Consider the following 21,309-nt stretch of genomic DNA (forward strand, 5'->3'; position numbering starts at 1 on the left):
TGGCCTGCTAGCCCCAGAACACCGCGAAATCCTCGACCGCTTCCCTGGGCATCCCGAGATCGTTCACCTCGGCCTCGACCTCCGCATAACCCAGCGACATGCCGCAGACCAGCGCCTGCCCGGACGGCAGGCCGAGGAACTGCGAGATGACCGGCTCGTAGCGCACGAACGAGACCTGCGGGCAGGTATCGAGCCCCCGGGCCCTCGCGGCAATCATGATCGTCTGCAGGAACATCCCGTAGTCGGCCCAGCTGTGCCGGGTGAGCCGGCTGTCGATGGTGAAGAGCAGCCCCACCGGCGCATCGAAAAAGCACAGGTTGCGCCCGGACTGCCGGTAGCGCGCCGACAGGTCCTTGCGGTCGATTCCCAGCGCGGCGTAGTACCGGGCGCCGAAGTCGGCCTGCCGGGACGCACACTCCGCGGGCAGGTCGGCCGGGAAATGCGGCGAAGGCGGCAGCTCGTTGCGCTCGTGCGCCTGCATCAGCGCTTCGCTCAGGCGCCGCTTGGGCTCGCCCTCCAGCACATGCACCCTCCAGGGCTGGGAGTTGGAGTTGCTCGGCGCGCAGCGCGCCACGCTGAGGATGTCCGCCACCACCGCGCGCGGGACCGGTGTCGGCCTGAAGGCGCGCACGGCTCTTCGCGACCGGATCACGGCGTCCACGATGCCGGCAACGGCGTCGCCCTCGGCCACCACGGGATCTGCTTTCGTCATGCCGCCATGGTGCCCGAGCGCCGCGCCGGCATCCACTGAACATTGCGCAAGATGCTCATGCACGAAACGACAGGGCGAGCCGGGCGAGCTGCTCCCTCAGCCAGACATGCGCCGGGTCGTGCTCGTGCCGCCGATGCCAGACGGCGCGCATCGTGGCCTGCTGGGTCGCATAGGGCAGTGCCTTCGCCAGCAGTTCGCGCCGCGCCACGAAGGCCTGCGCCAGCGGCGCCGGAACGATCGACACCATGTCGCTGCCGGCCAGCAGATCGGGCACCGCGAGCGAATGCGGCACGGTGATCCGGTAGCGCGGGCGCAGGCCGGCCGAGGCCAGTGCGTCTTCCAGCGCCGCGCGGTCGAACATCTCCGACTGGCGCGCCAGCCCGCGCTCCGCGATGAAGCCGCTGACCGCGCCCTCCTCCTGGCCGCCCAGCGACACCGTCAGCAACGGGAAGTCGGCGAGATCGGCGATGCGCGGCTTGCGCCGTGCGAGCGCATGCCCGCGCCGGAAGACCAGCACGTCCTCCTGTAGCCACAGGCGCGCGCTCTGGAAGCGGGCCGGGACCTCGGCGAAGATGCCCAGCGCGATGTCGATGCGACCGACGTCGATCTGCTCCGCCAGGTCCAGCCGCGTCGAAGGGCGCACCACGAGATCGATCGCGGGCGCCACCTCGCCAATGCAGGCGGCCAGCCGCGTCAGCAGCACTGAGGTCACGTAGTCGTTGGCCGCGACCACGAAGCTGCGCGCCGTGCTCGCGGGGTCGAAGGGCTGCACGCCCAGCGTGTCGTGAATGCTGCGCAAGGCCTCGCGCAGGGCAGGCGCCATGGCCAGCGCGCGCGCGGTCGGCTCCATGCCCTTGGGGGTCCGCACGAAGAGCTCGTCCTGCAGCGCCTCGCGCAGCCGCCCCAATGCATGGCTGATGGCGGACTGGCTCAGGTGCAGCCGCTTGCCCGCGCGCAGCAGGTTGCGATCTTCGAACACGGCGTCGAAGACGCGCAGCAGGTTCAGGTCGATGCGTCTCGCGTTCAGCGCGGCCTGCGCTCTGGTGGTCATGTTGCACCTCGTGCATGTGGCGGTTGCAGATTCGTCGCTTCCGGCAGCGGTGCAGCGCTGGCAATGTCCAGGCCTGCACCGAAACCGATGGAGCCCGCGATGACTGAACTCTCCCGGCGACGATTCGCCAAGTATGTGGCCTGCCTCGTGCCGGTCCCCGCCATGCTCGCCACCCCGGCGCGAGCGCAGCCGGACAGCGCGCCGGGCCGCATCGTGGTCGGCTATCCGGCCGGCGGGACGATGGACCAGACCGCGCGGCGCCTGGCCGAGTCCTGGCGCGCACAGAACCGCGTCTACCTGGTGGACAACCGCCCCGGCGCCGCGGGCCGGATCGCCACCGCCCAGATGAAGCGCGAACGCGCGGACGGCAGCGTCGTGCTGTGCACCCAGACCTCGGCGATGACGATCTACCCGCATGTCTACACGCGCCTGGCCTATGACCCGGTCCGCGACCTGCGTCCGGTCGCCGCGCTCGCATCGTCCACCTGCGTGCTGGCGATCAGCGCGGCGGTGCCCGCCGAGGTGCGCACGCTGGCCGACTATGTCCGCTGGCTGAAGGCCAACGAGAGCGGCCGCAGCTATGCCTCGCCCGCCGCTGGCTCGCTGGCCCAGTTCCTCGGCTTCCGCTTCTCCCAGGCTGCGGGAGTCCCGCTGGCCCACGTGCCCTACCGCGGCTCGGCGCCGGCCCTGCAGGACCTGCTGGGCGGGCAGGTGCCTGCCTACCTCGGCTTCGTCGGCGACTTCCTGCAGTACCTGGGCAGCGGCAAGCTGCGGCTGCTGGCCGCGACCAGCGAACGGCGCTCCCGCTTCATCAAGGACGTTCCCACCTTCGCCGAGCAGGGGTTCGGCTCCGTGGTGGGCGTGGAAAGCTATGGCCTGTTCGCGCCGGCCGGCACGCCGGACGCGGTGGTCGCCGCCCTCGCAGCCGCCACCCGGACTGCCGCCGCCGACAAGGCGCTGGCCGGTGGCCTGGAGCAGATCGGCCTGGAGGCCGCCTACGTCGGCCCGGCCGAGTATGTGCAGACCATCGCTGCCGAGCGCGAGCGGTGGAAGCCGATCGTGGCCGCATCCGGCTTCAAGGCCGACGAGTGACAACACAAGGAGAGCACCCCATGACCGACCAGGAAGAACTCATCGCCACCAGCCTGCCTTTCCTCGAGCAGATCAAGAACATGACCGCGGGCACCGAGGTCGAGACGTGGCTGAACGCGAATCACGGCCCCGGCAGCCCGCTCTATGAACGGCTCGCAGGGCTGGTGAAGGCCGGCGTGCGCGACGGCTGGGCCGCCAACGTCGAGATCCGCGGCGAGCGCTACCGCCGCAGCCGCATCAGCGAGGCCACGCCGCAGACGCTGGGCTTCAGCATCACCACCGTCTACATGGACAGCACCGGCAACGACCAGGGCAACGACGGCGGCAGCTTCCGCGGCGACTACCACGCGCATCCCTATGGCGAGTTCAACATGGTGGTGCCGCTGGACGAAGGCGCGGCGCTTGCCGGACCCAACGGCTGGTGCTATGGGGGGTGGACGGCGCCGGCGCCGGGGAGCCATCACTATCCCGAAGCGAAGGGGGGCGCGGTGATCGCACTGTTCTACTTGCCGGCCGGTCGCATCTCGTACGACATCCAGCCGCCGGCCTGAGCAGATCAGCCCGCCTTGCGAAAGGTCAGGTTGATGCGGCAAGCCCCCGTCAGCGGATGCTCGCCCTCCTTCACCGGCAGCACCCCGTGATAGTGCAGCCGCGAAGCCCCGCCCCACACCACCACGTCCCCATGCGCGAGCGGCACGCGCTGCGCCTTGTCCGAGCGCTTCGGCCCGCCGAACAGGAACACGGCCGGCAGGCCCAGCGAGACGGAGACGATGGGCCAGTCGTAGTTGCCCTCGTCGCGGTCCTGGTGCAGCGAGAGCCGGGTGCCGGCCTCGTAGCGGTTGATCAGGCAGGCGTCCGGTGCGAAGCCCTCGAAGCCGCCCGCGCGTGCGGCGGCCGCGGCCAGCTCGCGGAAGGCGGCGGGCATCGCCGGCCAGGGTCGGCCGCTGTCGGGATCGGACGCGTCGTAGCGGTAGCCGCTGAGGTCGGAGACCCAGCCCAGCCGGCCGCAATTGCTCATTGCCACGGACATCCGGAAGCCGCCGGGCGTGATCAGGTGACGCAGCGGCGCCTGCGCCAACACCGCTTCCACGCCGGCCAGCAGCTGCACCTCTTGCGCACGCGCAAAGCCGCGCAGCAGCACCGCGCCGGGCGCGAGCGGCTGCATGGCAGGCAGCGCAGATTCTTCAAGCCCTTCGAAGAGGTCGAGCGTCATAACCTCAGGCGGCATCGTGAAAGATGATGCCCGCCGTATGTCGATGCCCCGAGCGCACCCGGCTCACGCCGTGCCGCAGGTTCACGCGATAAACGCCGCGCGTGCCTTGCACCGGCCGGTGATGCACCGCGATCACCGCCGCATCGCCCTGGCGCAGCGGCAGCACCATCGGCCGCGACTGCATGCGCGGGCGCTGCTCGGTCATGACGAACTCGCCGCCGGTGAAATCGCGGCCCGGCTCGGACAGCAGGATCACCAGCTGCAGCGGGAACACATGCTCGCCGTACAGGTCCTGGTGCAGGCAGTTGTAGTCGCCCTCGCCGTATTGCAGCAGCAGCGGCGTGGGCCGCGTCTGCCCCGCCGCATGGCAGCGCGCGATGAAGTCCGCATGCCGCGGCGGGTAGCGCACCTCGATGCCCATGACCTGGTTCCAGCGGTTGGCAATGGGCGCGAGCTGCGGGTACATCGCTTCGCGCAGCCCGGCCAGCTTTTCGGGGAGCGGGTAGTCGAAGTACTTGTACTCGCCGCGACCGAAGCCATGGCGCTCCATCAGCACGCGGCTGCGGAACAAGGGGTCGAGCGGATAGAGCGCAGCCAGCGACGCGCACTCGTCGCGCGTCAAGAGGCCTGGAATCAGCGCGCTGCCCTCGCCGTCGAGGTCCAGCGCCACCTGTTGCCAATCGATCATGCAGCGCTCGCCTCCCGCTTCAGCAGCGCGCTCTTGCGCTCCACGCCCCAGCGGTAGCCCGAGAGCCCGCCATCGCTGCGCACCACGCGGTGGCAGGGAATCGCCACCGCCAGCGCATTGGCGCCGCAGGCCTGCGCCACCGCGCGCACCGACTTCGGGCTGCCGATGCGCTCGGCAATCTCGGCGTAGCTTGCGGTGCTGCCCGGCGGGATCTCGCGCAGCGCCTGCCACACGCGCTGCTGGAAGGCGGTGCCGCGCACGTCCATCGGCAGGTCCAGGCCCACGCCCGGCGCCTCGACGAAGCCCACCACGCGCGCCACCAGCTGCTCGAAGGCCGGGTCGCCGCCGATCAGCCGAGCCTGCGGGAAGCGGTCCTGCAGCTCGCGCGCCAGCGCATCGGGGTCGTCGCCCAGCGCGATGGCGCAGACGCCAAGCGCGCTTTGCGCCACCAGGATCGCGCCGAGCGCGCACTGGCCGATGGCGAAGCGGATCTCGGTGTCGGCGCCGCCCGCGCGGAAGCGTGTCGGCGTCATGCCCAGCACCTCGTTCGAGCGCTCGTAGAAGCGGCCGTTGGAGTTGTAGCCCGCGTCGTAAATCGCATCCGTCACCGTCCCGCTGCGCCCCAGCGCCTCGCGCACGCGCCGGTCGCGGTGTGCCGCGGCATAGGCCTTCGGCGTGAGGCCCGTGACCTCCTTGAAGAGGCGATGCAGGTGAAAGCTGCTGAGCCCGGCGCGCTCGGCCAGCGCGTTGAGCGTCGGCGTCTCGTCGGCGTTCGCGATGAAGCGGCACAGCTCGGCCACCTGCGCCGCCTGCTGCTCGTTGCGTGCCGGCTGGTCCGGCCTGCAGCGCTTGCAGGGCCGGAAGCCCGCGCGCTCCGCGTCGGCGGCTGTCGCGTGGAAGGCCACGTTCTCGGGCCGCGGCTGGCGCGCCCCGCAGGACGGCCGGCAATACACGCCGGTGCTCTTCACCGAGTAGAAGAACTGTCCATCGGCCGCGGCGTCGTGTGCCACCACCGCCGCCCAGCGCGGGTCGCTCGCGGTTTCGAGGGCGCGGATTTCGTTGGGGTTGCTCATCATGTTCATTGCAAGTCCTTCAGGCTTTTCATGGATCGATGCACCGATTCTGGAGATCGGGCCTCGCATGCGCACTCCGGGTCTTGCTTTCGAATTCGATCGTAGGAGATCGTAGGACAAGGCCGCCAACGGCGTTTTTTGCTTGCGCCCTCGGCCTACGGGCCCCTGCCCCGAGCCTCGTTACCATCTTGGCCGATGATCGATCGCCGTTCACTCCTCACCGCCGGCGGCGCCTCCATGGCGCTGGCCGCCCTCGGATTCCCTGCAGATGCCCTCGCGGCCGGGGGAATCAAGCTCAGCCAACCCCGTCCTTTCTCCTTCGAACGTCTTGTTACCGAAGCCAGGGCGCTCGCAGGCCGGCCCTACGTGGCCGACACCTCGCTGCCCGCGGACGTGCTGCAGCGCATCGACTACGACGCGCACGGCAAGATCAAGTACAACCCCGATCTCGCCGTGTTTCGCGACGGCCCCGGCCCCTTCCCCGTCACCTTCTTCCACCTGGGCCGCTACTTCCAGCTGCCGGTCCACATGTACGTGACGGAGGCCGCCAGCGGCGATGGCTTCGCGCGCGAGATCCTCTACGACAGCGACTATTTCACGATGCCCGCCGACAGCCCCGCGCGCCAGCTGCGCGAGGGCGCAGGTTTCGCCGGCTTCCGGCTGCAGGAGAGCCGCCTGGGCGACCAGAAGAAGCTGGCCTGGCAGACCAACGACTGGGTCGCCTTCCTCGGCGCCTCCTACTTCCGCGCCATCGGCGAGCTCTACCAGTACGGGCTGTCGGCGCGCGGCATCGCCCTCGACGCGGCCATGCCCGACCGGCCCGAGGAGTTCCCCAACTTCACCCGCTTCTACTTCGAGCCGCCCGCGACGCCCGATGCCAACACGATGACGGTGTACGCCCTGCTCGAAGGCCCGAGCATCACCGGCGCCTACAAGTTCGTGATGCAGCGGACCAAGGCGGTGCTGATGGACATCGAGGCGCGCCTGTTCCTGCGCCGCGACGTCGGCCGCCTCGGCCTGGTGCCGCTGACCTCGATGTTCTGGTACGGCGAGACCGTCAAGCCCACGGCCATCGACTGGCGGCCCGAGGTGCACGACTCCGACGGCCTCGCGATCTGGAACGGCGCCGGCGAGCGCATCTGGCGCCCGCTCAACAACCCGACCCAGACCCGTGCCTCGGCCTTCAGCGACACGCGCCCGCGCGGCTTCGGCCTGCTGCAGCGCGACCGCAACTTCGACCACTACCAGGACGGCGTGCTCTACGAGAAGCGGCCCAGCCTCTGGGTCGAGCCGCAGGGCGACTGGGGCGAGGGCTCGGTGCAGCTGATCGAGATCCCGACCGACGACGAGATCCACGACAACATCCTGGCTTGCTGGGTGCCCAAGGCGCCGGCCAAGGCCGGTGCGAGCTATTCGCTCAAGTACCGGCTGCACTGGACCGACCAGGAGCCCTTCCCGTCGCCGCTGGCACGCTGCGTTGCCACTCGCATGGGCCGCGGCGGCGAGCCGGGCACGCAGCGCCCGGCGGGGGTGCGCAAGTTCATGGTCGAGTTCATCGGCAAGCCGCTCGAAGCCATACCCTTCGGCGTCAAGCCCGAGTTGGTGCTCACGGCCTCGCGCGGCAAGTTCTCGTACATCTTCGCGGAGGCAGTGCCCAACGGCGTGGCGGGCCACTGGCGCGCGCAGTTCGACTTCACCGCCGAAGGCACGGAGGCGGTGGACATGCGGCTGTTCATGAAAACCGGGGACCAGACGCTGACGGAGACCTGGCTGTACCAGTACCAGCCGGGCTGAGCCCGCGGCGACGGTGTACAGCGTCGCGCCAATCAGGCGCCGGCGGGCGCCGATGTCATGGCCGCGTCACCCGCCAGCGGCATGGTCCGGGCTTTCATCACAAGAAGCTTCCGGACCATGCAACGTACTGTCTTCTCCCTCGTCGCCCTCGCCGCCGCCCTGGCCTGCAGCCCGGCGAGCGCCCAGACCGCCTACCCCGCCACGCTCGCCGGCCATGCGCTGATGCCGGCCCGGAGCTTCATCGCCGCGCCCAAGGATGCGCCGGCCGACCTGCAGGCGAGCGGCAAGTTCACCACCGGCAAGCGGGTCGAGCAGATCGGCAGCGTGGAAGGACTGTCGGGCGGCCGCGGCACGGGCGTCTCGCTGCCCTTCAAGGGGCAGCCGGCGCAGGGCCAGTCGGGCATCAAAAAAATGGAGGACGGCAGCTTCTGGATCCTCACCGACAACGGCGCCGGCTCGAAGGCCAACTCGCCTGACTTCATGCTCTACCTCAACCACTACAAGGTGGACTTCGGCAGCGGCAGGTTCCAGCGCCTGGGCACCGTCTTCCTGCACGACCCGGACAAGAAGGTGCCCTTCCGCATCGTCCATGAAGGCAGCAAGCAGCGTTACCTGACGGGTTCGGACTTCGACCCCGAGAGCTTCCAGTTCGCCGGCGGCGCACTGTGGATCGGCGAGGAGTTCGGTCCCTACCTGATCAAGGCCGACCGCAAGGGCAAGGTGCTCGCGGTGTTCGAGACCCAGGTCGACGGCAAGGCGGTGCGCTCGCCCGACCATCCGGCCGTGACCACGCCGGGCGCACCCGGCGGCCCGGTCGACTTCCAGGTCAGGCGCTCCAAGGGCTTCGAAGGCATGGCCGCCTCCAGGGACGGCAGCAAGCTCTATGCGCTGCTCGAGGGCCCCGTGTGGAACGCGGAGACCAAGGACTACGAGCGCGTCGACGGCAAGGAAGCGCTGCGCGTGCTGGAGTTCGACGTCGCGAGCGAGAAGTGGACCGGCCGCCACTGGAAGTACCCGCTGGAGGCGAACGGCAACGCCATCGGCGACTTCAACATGATCGATGGCACCACCGGCCTGACCATCGAGCGCGACAACGGCGAAGGCACGCCCGACAAGGCCTGCCCCGAAGGCCAGAAGCGCGCCGACTGCTTCCACGACATTGCGAAGTTCAAGCGCGTCTACAAGATAGAGATGAGCGATGCCAACGTCGGCCAGCCAGTGCGCAAGATCGGCTACATCGACCTGCTGCAGATCGCCGACCCGAACAAGCTGTCGCGCAAGCCCACGGTGGAAGGCGTGCTGAGCTTCCCCTTCTTCACGATCGAGAACGTGGATGTGGTGGATGCGACGCACATCGTGGTGGGGAACGACAACAACCTGCCCTTTTCGAGCAGCCGGGAGCCGAACAAGGCGGATGACAACGAACTGGTGTTGCTGGAGGTGGGGGAGTTTCTGAGGGCCAGGTAGGCCCCAAGCCCCCGCTCAGCGCTTCGTCACCGAGATCAACTCGACCTCGAAGTTCAGCGTCGAATTCGGCGGAATCACCCCAGCCGCCCCTTTCGCCCCATAAGCGATGGCAGGCGGGCAGGTCAGCTTGGCCTTCCCGCCCGGCTTCATCTTCTGCACCCCTTCGGTCCAGCAGGGAATCACGCCGTTCAACGGAAACTCTGTCGGCTCATTGCGCTTGTAGGAGCTGTCGAACTCCTTGCCGCTGTCCGGAAAGGTGCCGCGGTAGTGCACCTTGACCACATCGGTGGCCGAGGGCGAAGCGCCGGTGCCCTCCTTCAGCGACTGGTAGATCAGCCCGCTCGGGGTAGTGACGGGGGCGCTCTGCGCCAGCGCGGCCGGCAGGGCGCACAAGGACACGAGGGCTGCGGCCGTAAGACGAAAGAAGGAATGCACGAGACGGTCTCCCGGGTTGGTTGAAAACAGTCCATTATTGCGGCGCATGCCCGCCATGGCATCGCTCTTGCTGTGAGGCTTTGGTCCCATTCAACAACAAGGAGTGTGCATGACCACAGGCTTGAAGAAAGTGCTCGGCCCCATCCAGCTCTGGGGCATCGCCGTCGGCCTCGTGATCTCGGGCGAGTACTTCGGCTGGAGCTACGGCTGGAACACCGCCGGCACCCTGGGCTTCCTGGTCGCCACCGTGCTGGTCGCGACCATGTACACCACCTTCATCTTCAGCTTCACCGAGCTCTCCACCGCCATTCCGCATGCGGGCGGGCCCTTCGCCTATGCACGGCGCGCCTTCGGGCCCAACGGCGGCTTCGTCGCGGGATTCGCGACGCTGGTGGAGTTCGTCTTCGCGCCGCCGGCCATCGCGCTGGCGATCGGCGCCTACCTCAACGTGCAGTTCCCCGGCATCAACCCCAAGTGGTTCGCGCTCGGCGCCTATGTGATCTTCATCGCCCTCAACTGGGTCGGCATCGGCATCGCGGCGGCCTTCGAGCTCTTCGTGACCGTGCTTGCGATCTTCGAGCTGTTGGTCTTCATGGGCGTGGTCGCCCCGGGCTGGTCGCTCGCCAACTTCGTGGCCCACGGGTGGTCAGGCAACTCGGACTTCAGCAGTGCGGCGATCCCGGGCATCTTCGCCTCCATTCCCTTCGCGATCTGGTTCTTCCTGGCGATCGAGGGCGCGGCCATGGCGGCCGAGGAGGCGCGCGATCCGCACCGCACCATCCCGCTGGCCTACACCACCGGCATCGTCACGCTGGTCGTGCTGGCCTTCGGTGTGATGATCTTCGCCGGCGGCGTCGGCGACTGGCGCCAGCTCGCCAACATCAACGATCCGCTGCCGCAGGCGATGAAGGCCGTGGTCGGCGAGCAGAGCGGCTGGCTGCACATGCTGGTGTGGATCGGCCTGTTCGGGCTGGTCGCCTCCTTCCACGGGATCATCATGGGCTATTCGCGCCAGATCTTCGCGCTGGCGCGCGCCGGCTACCTGCCCGCCACCTTCGCCGCGCTGAGCCCGCGCTTCAATACGCCGCACCGCGCACTGGTGGCCGGCGGCGTCATCGGCGTCGCCGCGATCTTCAGCGACGAGTGGGTGCAGTTCGGCGGGCAGACGCTCACGGCCAACATCGTCACCATGTCGGTGCTGGGCGCGATCGTGATGTACCTCATCTCGATGGCCGCGCTCTTCAAGCTGCGGCGCAGCGAGCCGCAGCTGGAGCGCACCTACCGCGCGCCCTTCTACCCCGTCTTCCCCGCCATCGCCCTGCTGCTGGGCCTGGTGTGCCTGAGCGCGATGATCTGGTTCAATGGCAAGCTGGCGCTGCTGTTCCTGGTGCTGATGGCATTGGCCTACGGCTATTTCCGCCTCACGGCCGCACAGCGCGAAGCCGCCGCACCCGACAAACTGCTCTCCACCATGGGCTGAACTTCTTCCTTGCCGCATGCGCTACCGGACCACTCTCGATTCGCAGGTCTTCGCGTTCGACGACCTCCGGCAGGTCATGGCCTTCGCCAGCCCGGCACGGTCGGGCGACTACCTGGCGGGCATCGGTGCGGCCACCGCGCAGCAGCGCATGGCAGCGCGGCACGTCCTGGCGGAGACGCCGCTCAAGCAGTTCCTGAGCGAGGCCTTGATCCCCTACGAAGAGGACAACATCACCCGCCTGATCATCGACGGCCACGATGCAGCGGTCTTCGCGCCGGTGGCCCACCTGACGGTCGGCGACTTCCGCAACTGGCTTCTTTCGGAGCAAGCGAGCACCGAAGCCCTGGCGGCGCTCGCGCCCGGCCTCACGCCCGAGATGGTGGCCGCCGTCTCCAAGCTGATGCGCAACCAGGACCTGATTGCGGTGGCACGCAAGTGCCGCGTGGTGACGCGCTTCCGCGACACCATCGGCCTGCCCGGCCATCTCGCGGTGCGGCTGCAGCCCAACCACCCGACCGATGACCTGCGCGGCATCGCCGCCTCCATGCTCGACGGCCTGCTGATGGGCGCCGGCGATGCGGTGATCGGCATCAACCCCGTGACCGACAGCGTGCAGCACCTGGGCGACCTGCTTCGCATGCTCGACGAGGTGATCCAGCGCTTCGAGGTGCCCACGCAGAGCTGCGTGCTGACGCATGTGACCCATGCGCTCAAGCTGGTCGAGTCCGGTGCGCCGGTGGACCTGGTGTTCCAGTCCATCGGCGGCACGGAGAAGACCAACCGCTCCTTCGGCGTCACGCCCGAGCTGCTGGACGAGGCGCATGCGGCCGCGCAGTCGCTCGCGCGCGGCACGGTGGGCAACAACCTCATGTACTTCGAGACCGGCCAGGGCTCCGCGCTCTCGGCGGATGCGAACTTCGGCGTCGACCAGCAGACCTGCGAGGCGCGCGCCTATGCGCTGGCGCGGCGCTACCAGCCGCTCTTGATCAACACCGTGGTCGGCTTCATCGGGCCGGAGTACCTCTACGACGGCAAGCAGATCATCCGCGCCGGGCTGGAGGACCATTTCTGCGGCAAGCTCCTGGGCCTGCCGCTGGGCTGCGACGTCTGCTACACCAACCATGCCGAGGCCGACCAGGACGACATGGACACGCTGCTGGTGCTGCTGGGCACGGCCGGCATCAACTTCATCATGGGCGTGCCGGGTGCGGACGACGTGATGCTCAACTACCAGAGCACCTCCTTCCACGACGCGCTGTTCCTGCGCGAGTCGATGGGGCTGAAGCGCGCGCCCGAGTTCGAGGCCTGGCTGCAGCGGATGCAGATCACCGATGGCACGGGCCGGCTGCAAGCGCCCTCTTCCAACCCGCTGCTCGCGGACATGCGTTCGCTGAAGGCCCTGACATGAGCGCCGCCCGGCCGCCCGAAGGCGCTCGCACCGCAACCGAAGGCGGAGGTACTCCAATGGCCGACCCGGTCACGCACAGCCCCTGGGCCGACTGGCGCAGCGCCACGCCGGCACGCCTCGCGCTCGGCCGCGCCGGCGCCGGGATGCCGACCGACGAGATCCTGCGCTTCGGCTGGGCGCATGCGATGGCGCGCGACGCAATCCACGCGGCCCTGGATGTCGATGCCCTCGAGGCCGCGCTGCGCAGCGAGGGCTGGGAGGTGCTGCGGGCGCGCAGCCGCGCGACGGACCGTACCACCTACCTGCGCCGCCCCGACCTGGGCCGACAGCTCGACGACGACGATGCGCAGGCCCTGCGCGCCCGGGCAGGCCCACCGGTCGATCTCAGCCTCGTGATCGGCGACGGACTTTCTTCGCTGGCTGCGACGCGCCATGCGCTGCCGCTGCTGTCTGCATTGCGCCCGCAACTGCCGGCCGCGCTGCGGCTCGCGCCCATCGTGATCGCCACGCAGGCACGCGTCGCGCTCGCGGACGAGGTGGGCGAGGCCTTCGGCGCCCGCATGGCCGTGATGCTGATCGGCGAGCGCCCCGGCCTCAGCTCGCCCGACAGCCTCGGCCTCTACATCACCCACGCGCCACGCCGCGGCCGGCATGACGCCGAGCGCAATTGCATTTCGAACGTGCGCCCGGAGGGGCTGTCTTACGAGGCTGCCGCGTTCAAGCTCGCCTGGTTCGTCCGCGAAGCGCTGCGCCGCGGCCTGACGGGCGTGGCGCTCAAGGACGAAAGCGCGTCGGCTGTGCTCGCGTCGGAGGATTCAACTCCGGCGCTCGATGGGCCCGGCGCCTAGCCCCCTGCCGCCTTCCGCCTGCCCGCACTGCAGCAAGGCCCGCGACTGCCCGCAGCGTGCCGAAGACCCTCGCTCCTATGATGGGCGGCAGCAACACACGGAGACACCATGACCGCATCGCGCTATCCCCTCGCCGAGTTGAAGGACCTGCCCGAAGACATCCGCGCCAAGGTGCTCGAGGTGCAGGAGAAGGCCGGCTTCGTCCCCAATGTGTTCCTCGCCCTCGCACGCCGGCCGGCCGAGTGGCGCGCCTTCTTCGCCTACCACGACGCGCTCATGCTGAAGGAGGAAGGCTCGCTCACACAGGGCGAGCGCGAGATGATCGTCACCGCCACCAGCGCCGCCAACCGCTGCCTCTATTGCGTGGTGGCGCACGGCGCACTGCTGCGCATCTACGAGAAGAAGCCCCTGGTGGCCGACCAGGTGGCGGTCAACTGGCGCAAGGCCGACATCACGCCGCGCCAACACGCGATGCTCGAGTTCGCGATGAAGGTCTGCGAGCATTCGCACGAGATCGACGACAGCGACTTCCCGCCGCTGCATGCGCACGGCTTCAGTGACGAGGACATCTGGGACATTGCGGCCATCACCGCCTTCTTCGGGCTTTCGAACCGGATGGCGAGCTTCAGCGGGATGCAGCCGAATGCGGAGTTCTATCTGCTGGGGCGGGTGCCCAAGGCCAAGAAGTAGCTTTCTCTCCCAGAGGGAGAGGGAGCAAGAGAGGCAGAGGGCCCAGCGCCGCGGCACGCTGCCAGTGCATCCAGCCCCGCCTTGTAGCTCGGCGTCCGCACATCCATCACGCCCAGCACCGTGTGATAGAGGTTGTCATGCGTGAGCGGCGCATCCAGCCCCGCCTCCATGCAGGCCTGCGACAGCCCCGCGCGCTCACGCATGCGCGGCCCGAACCACATCACCATCGGGATGTGCTTCTGCACCTCCGGCGCGAAGCTGTAGGGCACGCCGTGCAGGAACAGCCCGTACTCGCCCAGCGACTCGCCATGATCGCTCAGGTAGAGCAAGGCCGGGTCGTAGCGCCTGGACTGCGCCTGCAGCCAGTCGATGGTCTTCCCGAGGAAACGATCGGTGTAGGCGATCGAGTTGTCGAAGCCGTTCACCAGCTCCGCATGGCTGCACTCCGCCAGCGCGTTGGTCTTGCATTCGGGCACGAAGCGCTTGGCATCCGGTGAAGAGCGCTTGTAGTAGGCCGGGCCATGGCTGCCCATCTGGTGCATCACCAGCACCACCCCCTTGGCGCGGCGATCGGCCGGCAACGCAGCCAGGCGCTCGTCCAGGCCCCGGAGCATGGCGTCGTCCAGGCATTCGTCGCCGTCGCACAGCGCGCTCTTCACCTCCGGCCCGAGCTGGTCGAAGGCGAAGGCGTGCGGGATGCGGTCGCACACGCCCTTGCAGCCGCCGGGCTGGTTGTCGAGCCAGAACACCGCGAGGCCGGCGGCCTGCAGCACGTCCATCAGGTTCTCGTAGTCGTCCTTGCGCGCCTCGAAGGCGGCCTTCCCCAGGGGCGAGAACATGCAGGGCACCGAGGCCAGCGTGTTGGTGCCGCAGGAGTGGACGTCGCGCCATGACAGCACCTTGCGCGCGGCCAGCTCCGGCGTGGTGTTGCGCGCATAGCCGTTCAGCCCGAAATGATCGGCCCGCGCCGTCTCGCCGACCACCAGCACGAACAGCGGCGGCCGGGCCTGCGCCGCGTAGCTGGCGCCCAGTGCCGTGCCGCCCGAGACCGGGATCAGTTTCCTGCTGTGCCTGAACAGCGGCTTGAGCGCCACCGCGCCCGCCGAATAGAGGCTGGCCAGCGGATTGATCATGTAGCGCAGGTGGACGTTGTTGCGCATCAGCGGCGCGAGCTGCCGGTTCATCGCCAGCGCGCCGCCGGCCGCCAGCGCAACGGCCGCGACGAGCAGCAGTGCATTGCGCCATGCCTGCGACAACAGGCCCATGGGCGCCACGCGCACGCGCCACAGCGCCCAGGCGGGCAAAGCCGCGACCAGCAGCACGTGGGACAGCAGGCTCCAGCCCATCAGGTCGCGTGCTTCGTGGACGTCGGTCTGCATCGCGTTGGCCAGCATGCTCGGGTCCATCACGGCGTGGTAGCTCAGCATGAAGTGCTGCGCCACCGCGGCCGCGATCACCACGGCGAACCACAGCGGCTTCATCCAGCGCGACCAGGCGACGAGCGCCAGCAGGGCGACGGTGCCGCAGACGGTGAGCAGCGCCATCAGCGCGATCTGGGGCAGGTAGATGCTGGGCGCCCCGCCGATGCGGGCCAGCTCTGCCCACAGGGGCCAGTTGGCGGCCAGCGCGAGATAGAGGCTCAGCCAGAGGACCACGCTGCGTGCCGATCGCGGCTGTGCCAGTCGGGCGTCGATGCGCCGCCACGGGGGTACGGCCGCCTCTTCGGTCGAGGCTTGCGCCAGGGGCTCGGGGGAAAGGGCGGAATTCCGGACAGTCGAGAAAGGCATCCGGCAAGTCTCGGAAGCCGGACTGAAAACTCACTGAATGCCCGGCTCAGGTTTCGTTCAGCTTGGGCGTGGCGCCCGCCGCCGCACCGCTGCGATCCCGCATCAGCCGCAGCAGCGCGTCGACGGCAAAGCCCGTGGTCCAGCAGAGCCAGCCCGTCCACAGCGTGTGACTCATGTAGTGGGCCCCCCGCAGCTGCTGCGCCAGGCCCAGCAGCAGCCCGCTCGCCAGCGCGCAGGCCAGCCATGCGCGCGCCGCCGGCGGCGAGGCGCGCCGCAGCACGAACCAGCCACCCACGTACGCGAAGCCGGCGGAGGCGTGGCCCGCCGGAAAGCAGCCGCCCGGCCCGCCGTCGCGCAGGCCCCAGGCCCAGTGCGACACGTAGTCGGCCGCGCCGCCGAAGGCCTTCAGGTCCCAGGGACAGCTGGTCGCGCTCGCCTGCTTGACCAGCGACACCACCAGCACGCCGGCCAGGACGGTGAAGGCGAGCTGGGCCCGCTCGCGCGTGCGCAGCCGGCGCAGCACGCCCACCGGCCAGCGAATGGCGGCGACGAGCGCGACCAGCAGCAGCCAGCTCAGCGACCTCGCGCCTTCATGCATCACATGCACCAGGAACCCGTTGTCGCGCCACGGGAAGCCCGTCGGCGTGCCCGCGAGCCGGGCCAGCGCGAGGTCGAGACCGGTGGCGTCCCAGAGCAGGAGCAGGAGCAAGGCCAGGAGTGTCCAGGCAAGGGGGCGTACGGGCATCGAACGGAACATGGACGCGCGAGCCTAAGCCCGCCTGCTGAACGCTGCCTGAAGCGCCCGCGCGGCACACTAGACTCGCACTCTTTGGACAAGAAGGAAGGCGACGTGCGCATATTGCTGGTCGAGGACGACGCCGCGCTGGCCAGCGCGGTCTGCAGCTACCTCGAGGCCAAGGCCTTCGTGGTCGACGTGACGCCCGGCCTCGCGCAGGCGCGCGCCGCACTGGCGGCGGTGCAGTACGCCGCCGTGCTGCTCGACCTGCACCTCCCCGACGGCGAAGGCCTGTCGCTGCTGCCGGACGTGCGCGCCCTGCGCGACCGCCCGATCGTGATCGTGCTCACCGCGCGCGATCAGGTCACCGACCGGATCCGCGGCCTGGACGCCGGCGCCGACGACTACCTCATCAAGCCCTACGACCCGGCCGAGCTGCTGGCGCGGCTGCGCGCCGTCGAGCGCCGCCGCAGCAGCGCCAGCACGCCGGTGCTGCAGTTCGGCACGCTCGAGATCGACCTGGCGCGCGACCTGGTGCGCAAGGACGGCATGCCGGTGACGCTCACGCAGAAGGAATGGGCGCTGCTGCGCGTGATGGCGACGCGGCCCGAACGCATCCACACGCGCGACAACCTGGCCGATGCGCTCTACGGCTTCGGCGACGAGGCCGACAGCAACACGCTGGAGGTCTTCATCAGCCGCCTGCGGCGCAAGCTGGGCCGCAACCACATCCAGACGCTGCGCGGCCTGGGCTACCGGCTGTCGTACTCGCCCGAGGACGAGGACGAATGAAGCTCGGCTTCCTGCAGCAGGCGCAGGCCGAGCTCGGTTCCCGCGATTCGCTCGCCGGGCGGCTGACGCGCACGCTCATCGTCTGGGTCGGCGGCGTCTGGCTGCTGTGCGTGCTGGGCGTGGTCTGGTATGTGGACCGCGAGATCAACCACAACTTCGACAACGAGCTGGCCGAGGTCGCGCACCGCACCTTCGACACGGCGGTGCATGAGTTCGACAAGCTGCGCGCCGAGCGCCCCGACACCACCCTGCCGCTGGTCCCGCGGCCGCAGCTCTACCCCACCGACGCGGTGCTCTACCAGATGGTGGACGTGCACGAGCGCGTGCTGCTGCGCTCCGCCGAAGCGCCGGCCAATGCCTTCGATGTGCCGCTGGCCAAGGGCTTCGCCGACAGCGAAGCCTGGCGCATCTACACCGCGCGCCACCCGACGCTCGGCCTCTACCTCCAGGTCGCCGACCCGCTGGACGAGCGCCGCACCGCGCTCAACCGGACCCTGCTCGGCCTGATCATTCCGCTGATGGCGATGCTGCCCCTGCTGGCGCTGGTGCTGCGCAACGTGGCGCGCAGCGAGCTGCGCGGCCTGCAGGTGCTGGCCGGCGAGATCGCGCTGCGCAACGGCTCGGACCTGCGGGCGATCCCGCTCGCCGGATTGCCGCGCGAGCTGCGCTCGGTGGGCGACGACGTCAACCGGCTGATGCAGCGACTGTCGCACGCGCTCGACGTCGAGCGTGCGCTCGCGGCGAACGCGGCGCACGAGCTGCGCTCGCCGCTCGCGGCCGCCCGGCTGCGGCTGCAGACCGCGCTGGAGCACGACCTGCGGCGCCACGACGTGGAGGCTGCGCTCGATGCATTGCATGTGCTGGGCCACCGCGCCGAGAAGCTGCTGCAGCTCTCGCGGGCCGAGTCGGGCGCCTCGCTCACGCGCGCCAAAGTCAACCTGGTCCAGCTCGCCGGCACCGTGGCGCAGGAGTTCTGGAAGGACCCGCGCGTCAACGAGCGCCTGTCGCTGAAGGTGCCCGACGCCGAAGCGCCCATGGCGCTCGGCGATGTCGATGCGCTGGCGATCGCGTTGCGCAACCTGGTGGAGAACGCCCTGCGCTACGGCCGCGGCCGCGTCGTGGTCGAGGTGATGGCGCCCGCCACCCTGGCCGTGCGCGACTTCGGCCCGGGCGTGGGCAGCGCGCAGCTGCGCACGCTGCAGCAACGGCACGTGCGCCACAGCTCCGACAGCGCGGGCTATGGGCTCGGGCTCTCGATCGTCAACACCATCGTCGAGAAGCACGGGGCGCGGCTGGAGCTGTCCTCGCCGCCGCCGGGGGCGGCGACCGGGTTCGAGGCGCGGATCGTGCTGGAGGCGGCATGAGAGCCTGATCTTCCGCTGTTACCATTCGTTGTTAACAAAAGTAAACAACGGATGAGGGGCATGGTGGAAGAAGTTCGCGTGCGGCGGGACGGTCTGTCCGGTGCCATCCAGGGGATGGCTTTGGCAACGGGTCTCGCGGCATTGCTGCTGGCGGGTTGTGGTGGAGGCGGCGGCGATGCAACGCCGCTGCTCGGCGCTTCGCCCTCGTCCACCCGATCCGAACAGGCCGTCCCCGGCGGCACCGACGAGGGGCTCAAGGGCGCCGCGGTGCTGCGCAGCGACAGCGGCGAGGGGCCGACGATGGCCGCTGACCGCGCGTCCGGTTCTCCCCAGCCCGGTGGTCCGCCGTACCGCCTGCGTGCAGCGATGGTGCAGACCCAAACGGCGGCGCAGCTCTGCGCAGTCACCGCAGTGGCCGGCGTGGCCAGCTCGCCGGCCGACAGCGTCCAGGCCGTGTGCTCCCCTCGGGTGGAAGCTCCGCCGCCCCCGGCGAACGTGAGTGTCGGCTACGACCTGAAGTCGCTGCGCTTCTCGTGGACCCCGAGTCCCGGTGCCACCTACTACCAGCTGCTCGACAACACCCTGATGTGGACGATGCCGGATTTCTTCGTCACGCGCGTCAACAACATCACGGCCACGAGCTACCAGCTGTCCGATCTGTTCCTGCCGCAGTTCGCCAATCTCAAGTTCGTCATCAGCGCGTGCAACGCGGGCGGGTGCTCGTCCTCGCAGCCCGTCGTTCCGGACATGAAGCAGGCCATCGGCTACTTCAAGGCCGGCGATACGGCCACTCAGCGCTTCTTCGGCTACGCCGTCGCCCTCTCCTTCGACGGCAAATGGATGGCCGTCGGAGCGCCCGGCATCCTCCATGGTTCGCCCACGCCTGCCCCGGGTGCGGTTCATGTCTATGCCCGGATCGGCACGGGCTGGAGCTTGCGGACCACGCTCAGCGCGCCCAATCCCAAGCCGGGCGACGGCTTCGGTACCGCGGTCGCCTTCTCGAGCAACGCGCAAACGCTGGCCATCGGCGCCAGCAACGACGATGGCGCGCCCTCCACGGGCGCCGTGTATGTCTTCGCGAACGGCGCGCTCGGCTGGACGCAACAGGCCTTGCTCAAGCCATTCGGCGCCAGCACCACCGCCATCTTCGGCCACTCGGTGTCGCTGTCCTCCGATGGCAACCTCCTGGCCGCCGGCGCCATCTCGGATTCGAGCGGAGCGGACCGTGCAGGCGCCGCCTATGTCTTCAGCCGGACCGGCGCAAGCTGGAGCCCTCAGGCCCAGCTGCTCGCGGCGTCGCCCAAATCGATCTCCATGTTCGGCAGCGCCATTGCGATGTCCGCCGACGGGAGCACGGTGGCGGTGGGCGCGAGAAACGAAACTGTCACCCTGCCGTGGCCACCCGATACGTCCTTGCAGGCGGCAGGCGCGGTTCATGTCTTCCGACGCTCAGGCAATGCATGGCCCCTGCATGCGCGCTTGACGAACCAGCGTGCCTATTCGAACTTCGGCTCCTCGGTCGCGCTGTCGCACACGGGGAACGTGCTGGCTGTGGGCGCGCCGACAGAGAACTCCATGGGAACCGGCATCAATCCGGACACGACGCAACTGGCAGTGACGAGCGGCGCCGCATTCGTCTACTGGCAGCTGGCCAACACCTGGAATCGCGGGGCTTACATCAAGGCACCCTCCCTGAGCTTCGAGAATGGCTTCGGCGAGGCGGTGGCTCTGTCGGGCGACGGAAGGATCCTGGCAGTCGGCGCCCCCGGCGACGCAGCCACGTCGGCGGGCGTCAACGGCACGGAAACCTCTGCAGCCGCGAGCTTCAGGACGGGGGCCGTCCACCTTTATGGGGAAAAGACCCCCAACATCTGGAGCCGCACGGCCTTTGTCAAGGCACCCAATCCGGACGCAATGGACGCCTTCGGCTATGCCGTTTCCCTCGACGCCTACGCACGCACCCTGGCAGTGGGCGCCATCTGGGAAGGCAGTGCCGCGACCGGCGTCGGGGGCAACCAGCAGGACAACAGCGCGCCAGCTGCGGGCGCGGTCTACGTGTACTGAACGCTCAGCTCACGACCGCCCGCAGCCAGTCCGGCAGCGGCAGTGCCTTCTGCTTCACGACGTCCACCCAGATCGTCGTCGCCCCGCCCGCCGCGCAGATCACCTCGGGCGCATCGGTGCGGGCCATGGTGGCCCAGCTCTCGAAGGTGGTGCGGCCGGGGTCGCTCACGTACATCTTGATCCGCACGTCCCCCGGGTATTCGAGCTGCCTGTAGAAGTTGCAGAAGGCATTCACGATCACCATGCCCTGCCCCTCCGGACTGGGCACGGTACCGAGCGAATGGAACCAGTCGATGCGCGCCGTCTCGAGGAAGCGGAAGTAGCTCGCGTTGTTGAGGTGGCCCATCGCGTCCATGTCGCCCCAGCGGATGGGGATCGTCATTTCGTAGACCAGTTTCTTGACTTCGGGGATTTCGATTTTCATCGGTGTGCGTTGATGGAGGCGAGGATGCCCAGGACCGACAGCAGCGTCGCCGCGAGCTCGCTCGCATGGGTCCAGCGGCCGTCCCACAGAAAAGTGTAGAGCAGCCACCGCGCCGAGAAGCTGCCGCAGCTCTCGCGGGCCGAATCGGGGTGGTGACCGGGGTCGAGGCCGGATTGTGCTGAAGCGGCATG

20 protein-coding genes are annotated in these 21,309 nt (G+C 69.1%); 11 read left to right on the forward strand and 9 right to left on the reverse strand.

All coding sequences use genetic code 11. The features are described from left to right. Window positions 1–7: 7 nt before the first annotated feature. Together AC3A6X_RS16300 and AC3A6X_RS16305 are read right to left on the reverse strand one after the other, a co-directional pair. A complete protein-coding gene (locus tag AC3A6X_RS16300; RefSeq protein WP_487843166.1) occupies window positions 8–712 on the reverse strand; it encodes a nitroreductase in 705 nt (234 codons plus the stop codon). Between the two features lie 55 nt (window positions 713–767). Beyond that, the gene (locus tag AC3A6X_RS16305; protein WP_487843167.1) at window positions 768–1,763 is read right to left on the reverse strand and encodes a LysR family transcriptional regulator; all 996 of its coding nucleotides are present in this window, start codon (window positions 1,761–1,763) and stop codon (window positions 768–770) included. A 99-nt stretch (window positions 1,764–1,862) separates the two neighbouring features. On the opposite strand from AC3A6X_RS16305, the gene AC3A6X_RS16310 reads away from it, so the two are divergent. Together AC3A6X_RS16310 and AC3A6X_RS16315 are read left to right on the forward strand one after the other, a co-directional pair. After that, window positions 1,863–2,855 carry a tripartite tricarboxylate transporter substrate-binding protein gene (locus tag AC3A6X_RS16310; RefSeq protein ID WP_487843168.1) on the forward strand — a complete coding sequence of 331 codons (993 nt, stop codon included), beginning with the start codon at window positions 1,863–1,865 and terminating at the stop codon, window positions 2,853–2,855. Window positions 2,856–2,875: 20 nt separating this feature from the next. Continuing rightward, window positions 2,876–3,406 (forward strand): 4-hydroxylaminobenzoate lyase, encoded by a 531-nt coding sequence (locus tag AC3A6X_RS16315; protein ID WP_487843169.1) that lies wholly within the window; start codon window positions 2,876–2,878, stop codon window positions 3,404–3,406. Window positions 3,407–3,411: 5 nt separating this feature from the next. On the opposite strand, the gene alkB is transcribed toward AC3A6X_RS16315, so the two are convergent. Genes alkB through ada form a run of 3 tightly spaced genes read right to left on the reverse strand, consistent with a single transcriptional unit; the run spans window position 3,412 to window position 5,832 of the window. Continuing rightward, on the reverse strand, window positions 3,412–4,068 hold the full coding sequence (gene alkB / locus AC3A6X_RS16320; protein ID WP_487843297.1) for a DNA oxidative demethylase AlkB: 657 nt from the start codon (window positions 4,066–4,068) through the stop codon (window positions 3,412–3,414). Window positions 4,069–4,072: 4 nt separating this feature from the next. Next, window positions 4,073–4,756 (reverse strand): 2OG-Fe(II) oxygenase, encoded by a 684-nt coding sequence (locus AC3A6X_RS16325; protein ID WP_487843170.1) that lies wholly within the window; start codon window positions 4,754–4,756, stop codon window positions 4,073–4,075. Then, window positions 4,753–5,832 carry a bifunctional DNA-binding transcriptional regulator/O6-methylguanine-DNA methyltransferase Ada gene (gene ada / locus AC3A6X_RS16330; RefSeq protein WP_487843298.1) on the reverse strand — a complete coding sequence of 360 codons (1,080 nt, stop codon included), beginning with the start codon at window positions 5,830–5,832 and terminating at the stop codon, window positions 4,753–4,755. Before ada ends, AC3A6X_RS16325 begins: the two co-directional genes overlap by 4 nt. Before the next feature lie 192 nt (window positions 5,833–6,024). On the opposite strand from ada, the gene AC3A6X_RS16335 reads away from it, so the two are divergent. Both AC3A6X_RS16335 and AC3A6X_RS16340 read left to right on the forward strand, forming a co-directional pair. After that, complete coding sequence (locus AC3A6X_RS16335) at window positions 6,025–7,623, forward strand: OpgD/OpgG family glucan biosynthesis protein (protein WP_487843171.1); 1,599 nt, start codon at window positions 6,025–6,027, stop codon at window positions 7,621–7,623. Window positions 7,624–7,740: 117 nt separating this feature from the next. Further along, window positions 7,741–9,090 carry an esterase-like activity of phytase family protein gene (locus AC3A6X_RS16340; RefSeq protein WP_487843172.1) on the forward strand — a complete coding sequence of 450 codons (1,350 nt, stop codon included), beginning with the start codon at window positions 7,741–7,743 and terminating at the stop codon, window positions 9,088–9,090. Window positions 9,091–9,105: 15 nt separating this feature from the next. Here AC3A6X_RS16340 and AC3A6X_RS16345 read toward each other — a convergent pair whose 3' ends face one another. Beyond that, window positions 9,106–9,573, reverse strand: coding sequence for an FKBP-type peptidyl-prolyl cis-trans isomerase (locus AC3A6X_RS16345; RefSeq protein WP_487843299.1), 468 nt, complete (start codon window positions 9,571–9,573; stop codon window positions 9,106–9,108). Window positions 9,574–9,634: 61 nt separating this feature from the next. Here AC3A6X_RS16345 and eat point away from each other — a divergent pair, with 61 nt between their 5' ends. The 4 genes from eat (at window position 9,635) to AC3A6X_RS16365 (ending at window position 13,951) form a co-directional block, all read left to right on the forward strand. Beyond that, a complete protein-coding gene (eat, locus tag AC3A6X_RS16350; RefSeq protein WP_487843173.1) occupies window positions 9,635–11,005 on the forward strand; it encodes an ethanolamine permease in 1,371 nt (456 codons plus the stop codon). 16 nt (window positions 11,006–11,021) lie between these two features. Continuing rightward, window positions 11,022–12,413 (forward strand): ethanolamine ammonia-lyase subunit EutB, encoded by a 1,392-nt coding sequence (locus AC3A6X_RS16355; RefSeq protein WP_487843174.1) that lies wholly within the window; start codon window positions 11,022–11,024, stop codon window positions 12,411–12,413. Between the two features lie 56 nt (window positions 12,414–12,469). Beyond that, on the forward strand, window positions 12,470–13,261 hold the full coding sequence (eutC, locus tag AC3A6X_RS16360; RefSeq protein ID WP_487843300.1) for an ethanolamine ammonia-lyase subunit EutC: 792 nt from the start codon (window positions 12,470–12,472) through the stop codon (window positions 13,259–13,261). 108 nt (window positions 13,262–13,369) lie between these two features. Continuing rightward, window positions 13,370–13,951 carry a peroxidase-related enzyme gene (locus AC3A6X_RS16365; protein ID WP_487843175.1) on the forward strand — a complete coding sequence of 194 codons (582 nt, stop codon included), beginning with the start codon at window positions 13,370–13,372 and terminating at the stop codon, window positions 13,949–13,951. Here AC3A6X_RS16365 and AC3A6X_RS16370 read toward each other — a convergent pair. Together AC3A6X_RS16370 and AC3A6X_RS16375 are read right to left on the reverse strand one after the other, a co-directional pair. After that, window positions 13,915–15,738 carry a phosphoethanolamine transferase gene (locus AC3A6X_RS16370; RefSeq protein WP_487843176.1) on the reverse strand — a complete coding sequence of 608 codons (1,824 nt, stop codon included), beginning with the start codon at window positions 15,736–15,738 and terminating at the stop codon, window positions 13,915–13,917. The two genes, AC3A6X_RS16365 and AC3A6X_RS16370, sit on opposite strands and share 37 nt — an antisense overlap. 46 nt (window positions 15,739–15,784) lie before the next feature. Beyond that, window positions 15,785–16,495: a phosphatase PAP2 family protein gene (locus AC3A6X_RS16375; RefSeq protein WP_487843177.1), complete on the reverse strand. Its 711-nt coding sequence runs from the start codon at window positions 16,493–16,495 to the stop codon at window positions 15,785–15,787. A 93-nt stretch (window positions 16,496–16,588) separates the two neighbouring features. On the opposite strand from AC3A6X_RS16375, the gene AC3A6X_RS16380 reads away from it, so the two are divergent. The 3 genes from AC3A6X_RS16380 to AC3A6X_RS16390 are packed head-to-tail and all read left to right on the forward strand — an operon-like array spanning window position 16,589 to window position 20,694. Beyond that, window positions 16,589–17,266: a response regulator gene (locus tag AC3A6X_RS16380; protein WP_487843301.1), complete on the forward strand. Its 678-nt coding sequence runs from the start codon at window positions 16,589–16,591 to the stop codon at window positions 17,264–17,266. Then, window positions 17,263–18,630, forward strand: a complete 1,368-nt coding sequence (locus AC3A6X_RS16385) for a sensor histidine kinase (RefSeq protein WP_487843178.1) — start codon at window positions 17,263–17,265, stop codon at window positions 18,628–18,630. Before AC3A6X_RS16380 ends, AC3A6X_RS16385 begins: the two co-directional genes overlap by 4 nt. Before the next feature lie 60 nt (window positions 18,631–18,690). Further along, window positions 18,691–20,694: a hypothetical protein gene (locus tag AC3A6X_RS16390; protein WP_487843179.1), complete on the forward strand. Its 2,004-nt coding sequence runs from the start codon at window positions 18,691–18,693 to the stop codon at window positions 20,692–20,694. 4 nt (window positions 20,695–20,698) lie between these two features. Here the strand turns inward: AC3A6X_RS16390 and AC3A6X_RS16395 are convergent, their stop codons facing one another. Next, window positions 20,699–21,118, reverse strand: coding sequence for an acyl-CoA thioesterase (locus tag AC3A6X_RS16395; protein ID WP_487843180.1), 420 nt, complete (start codon window positions 21,116–21,118; stop codon window positions 20,699–20,701). Window positions 21,119–21,309 lie beyond the last annotated feature (191 nt).

The organism is Variovorax sp. Soil_C_12 (assembly GCF_057657375.1).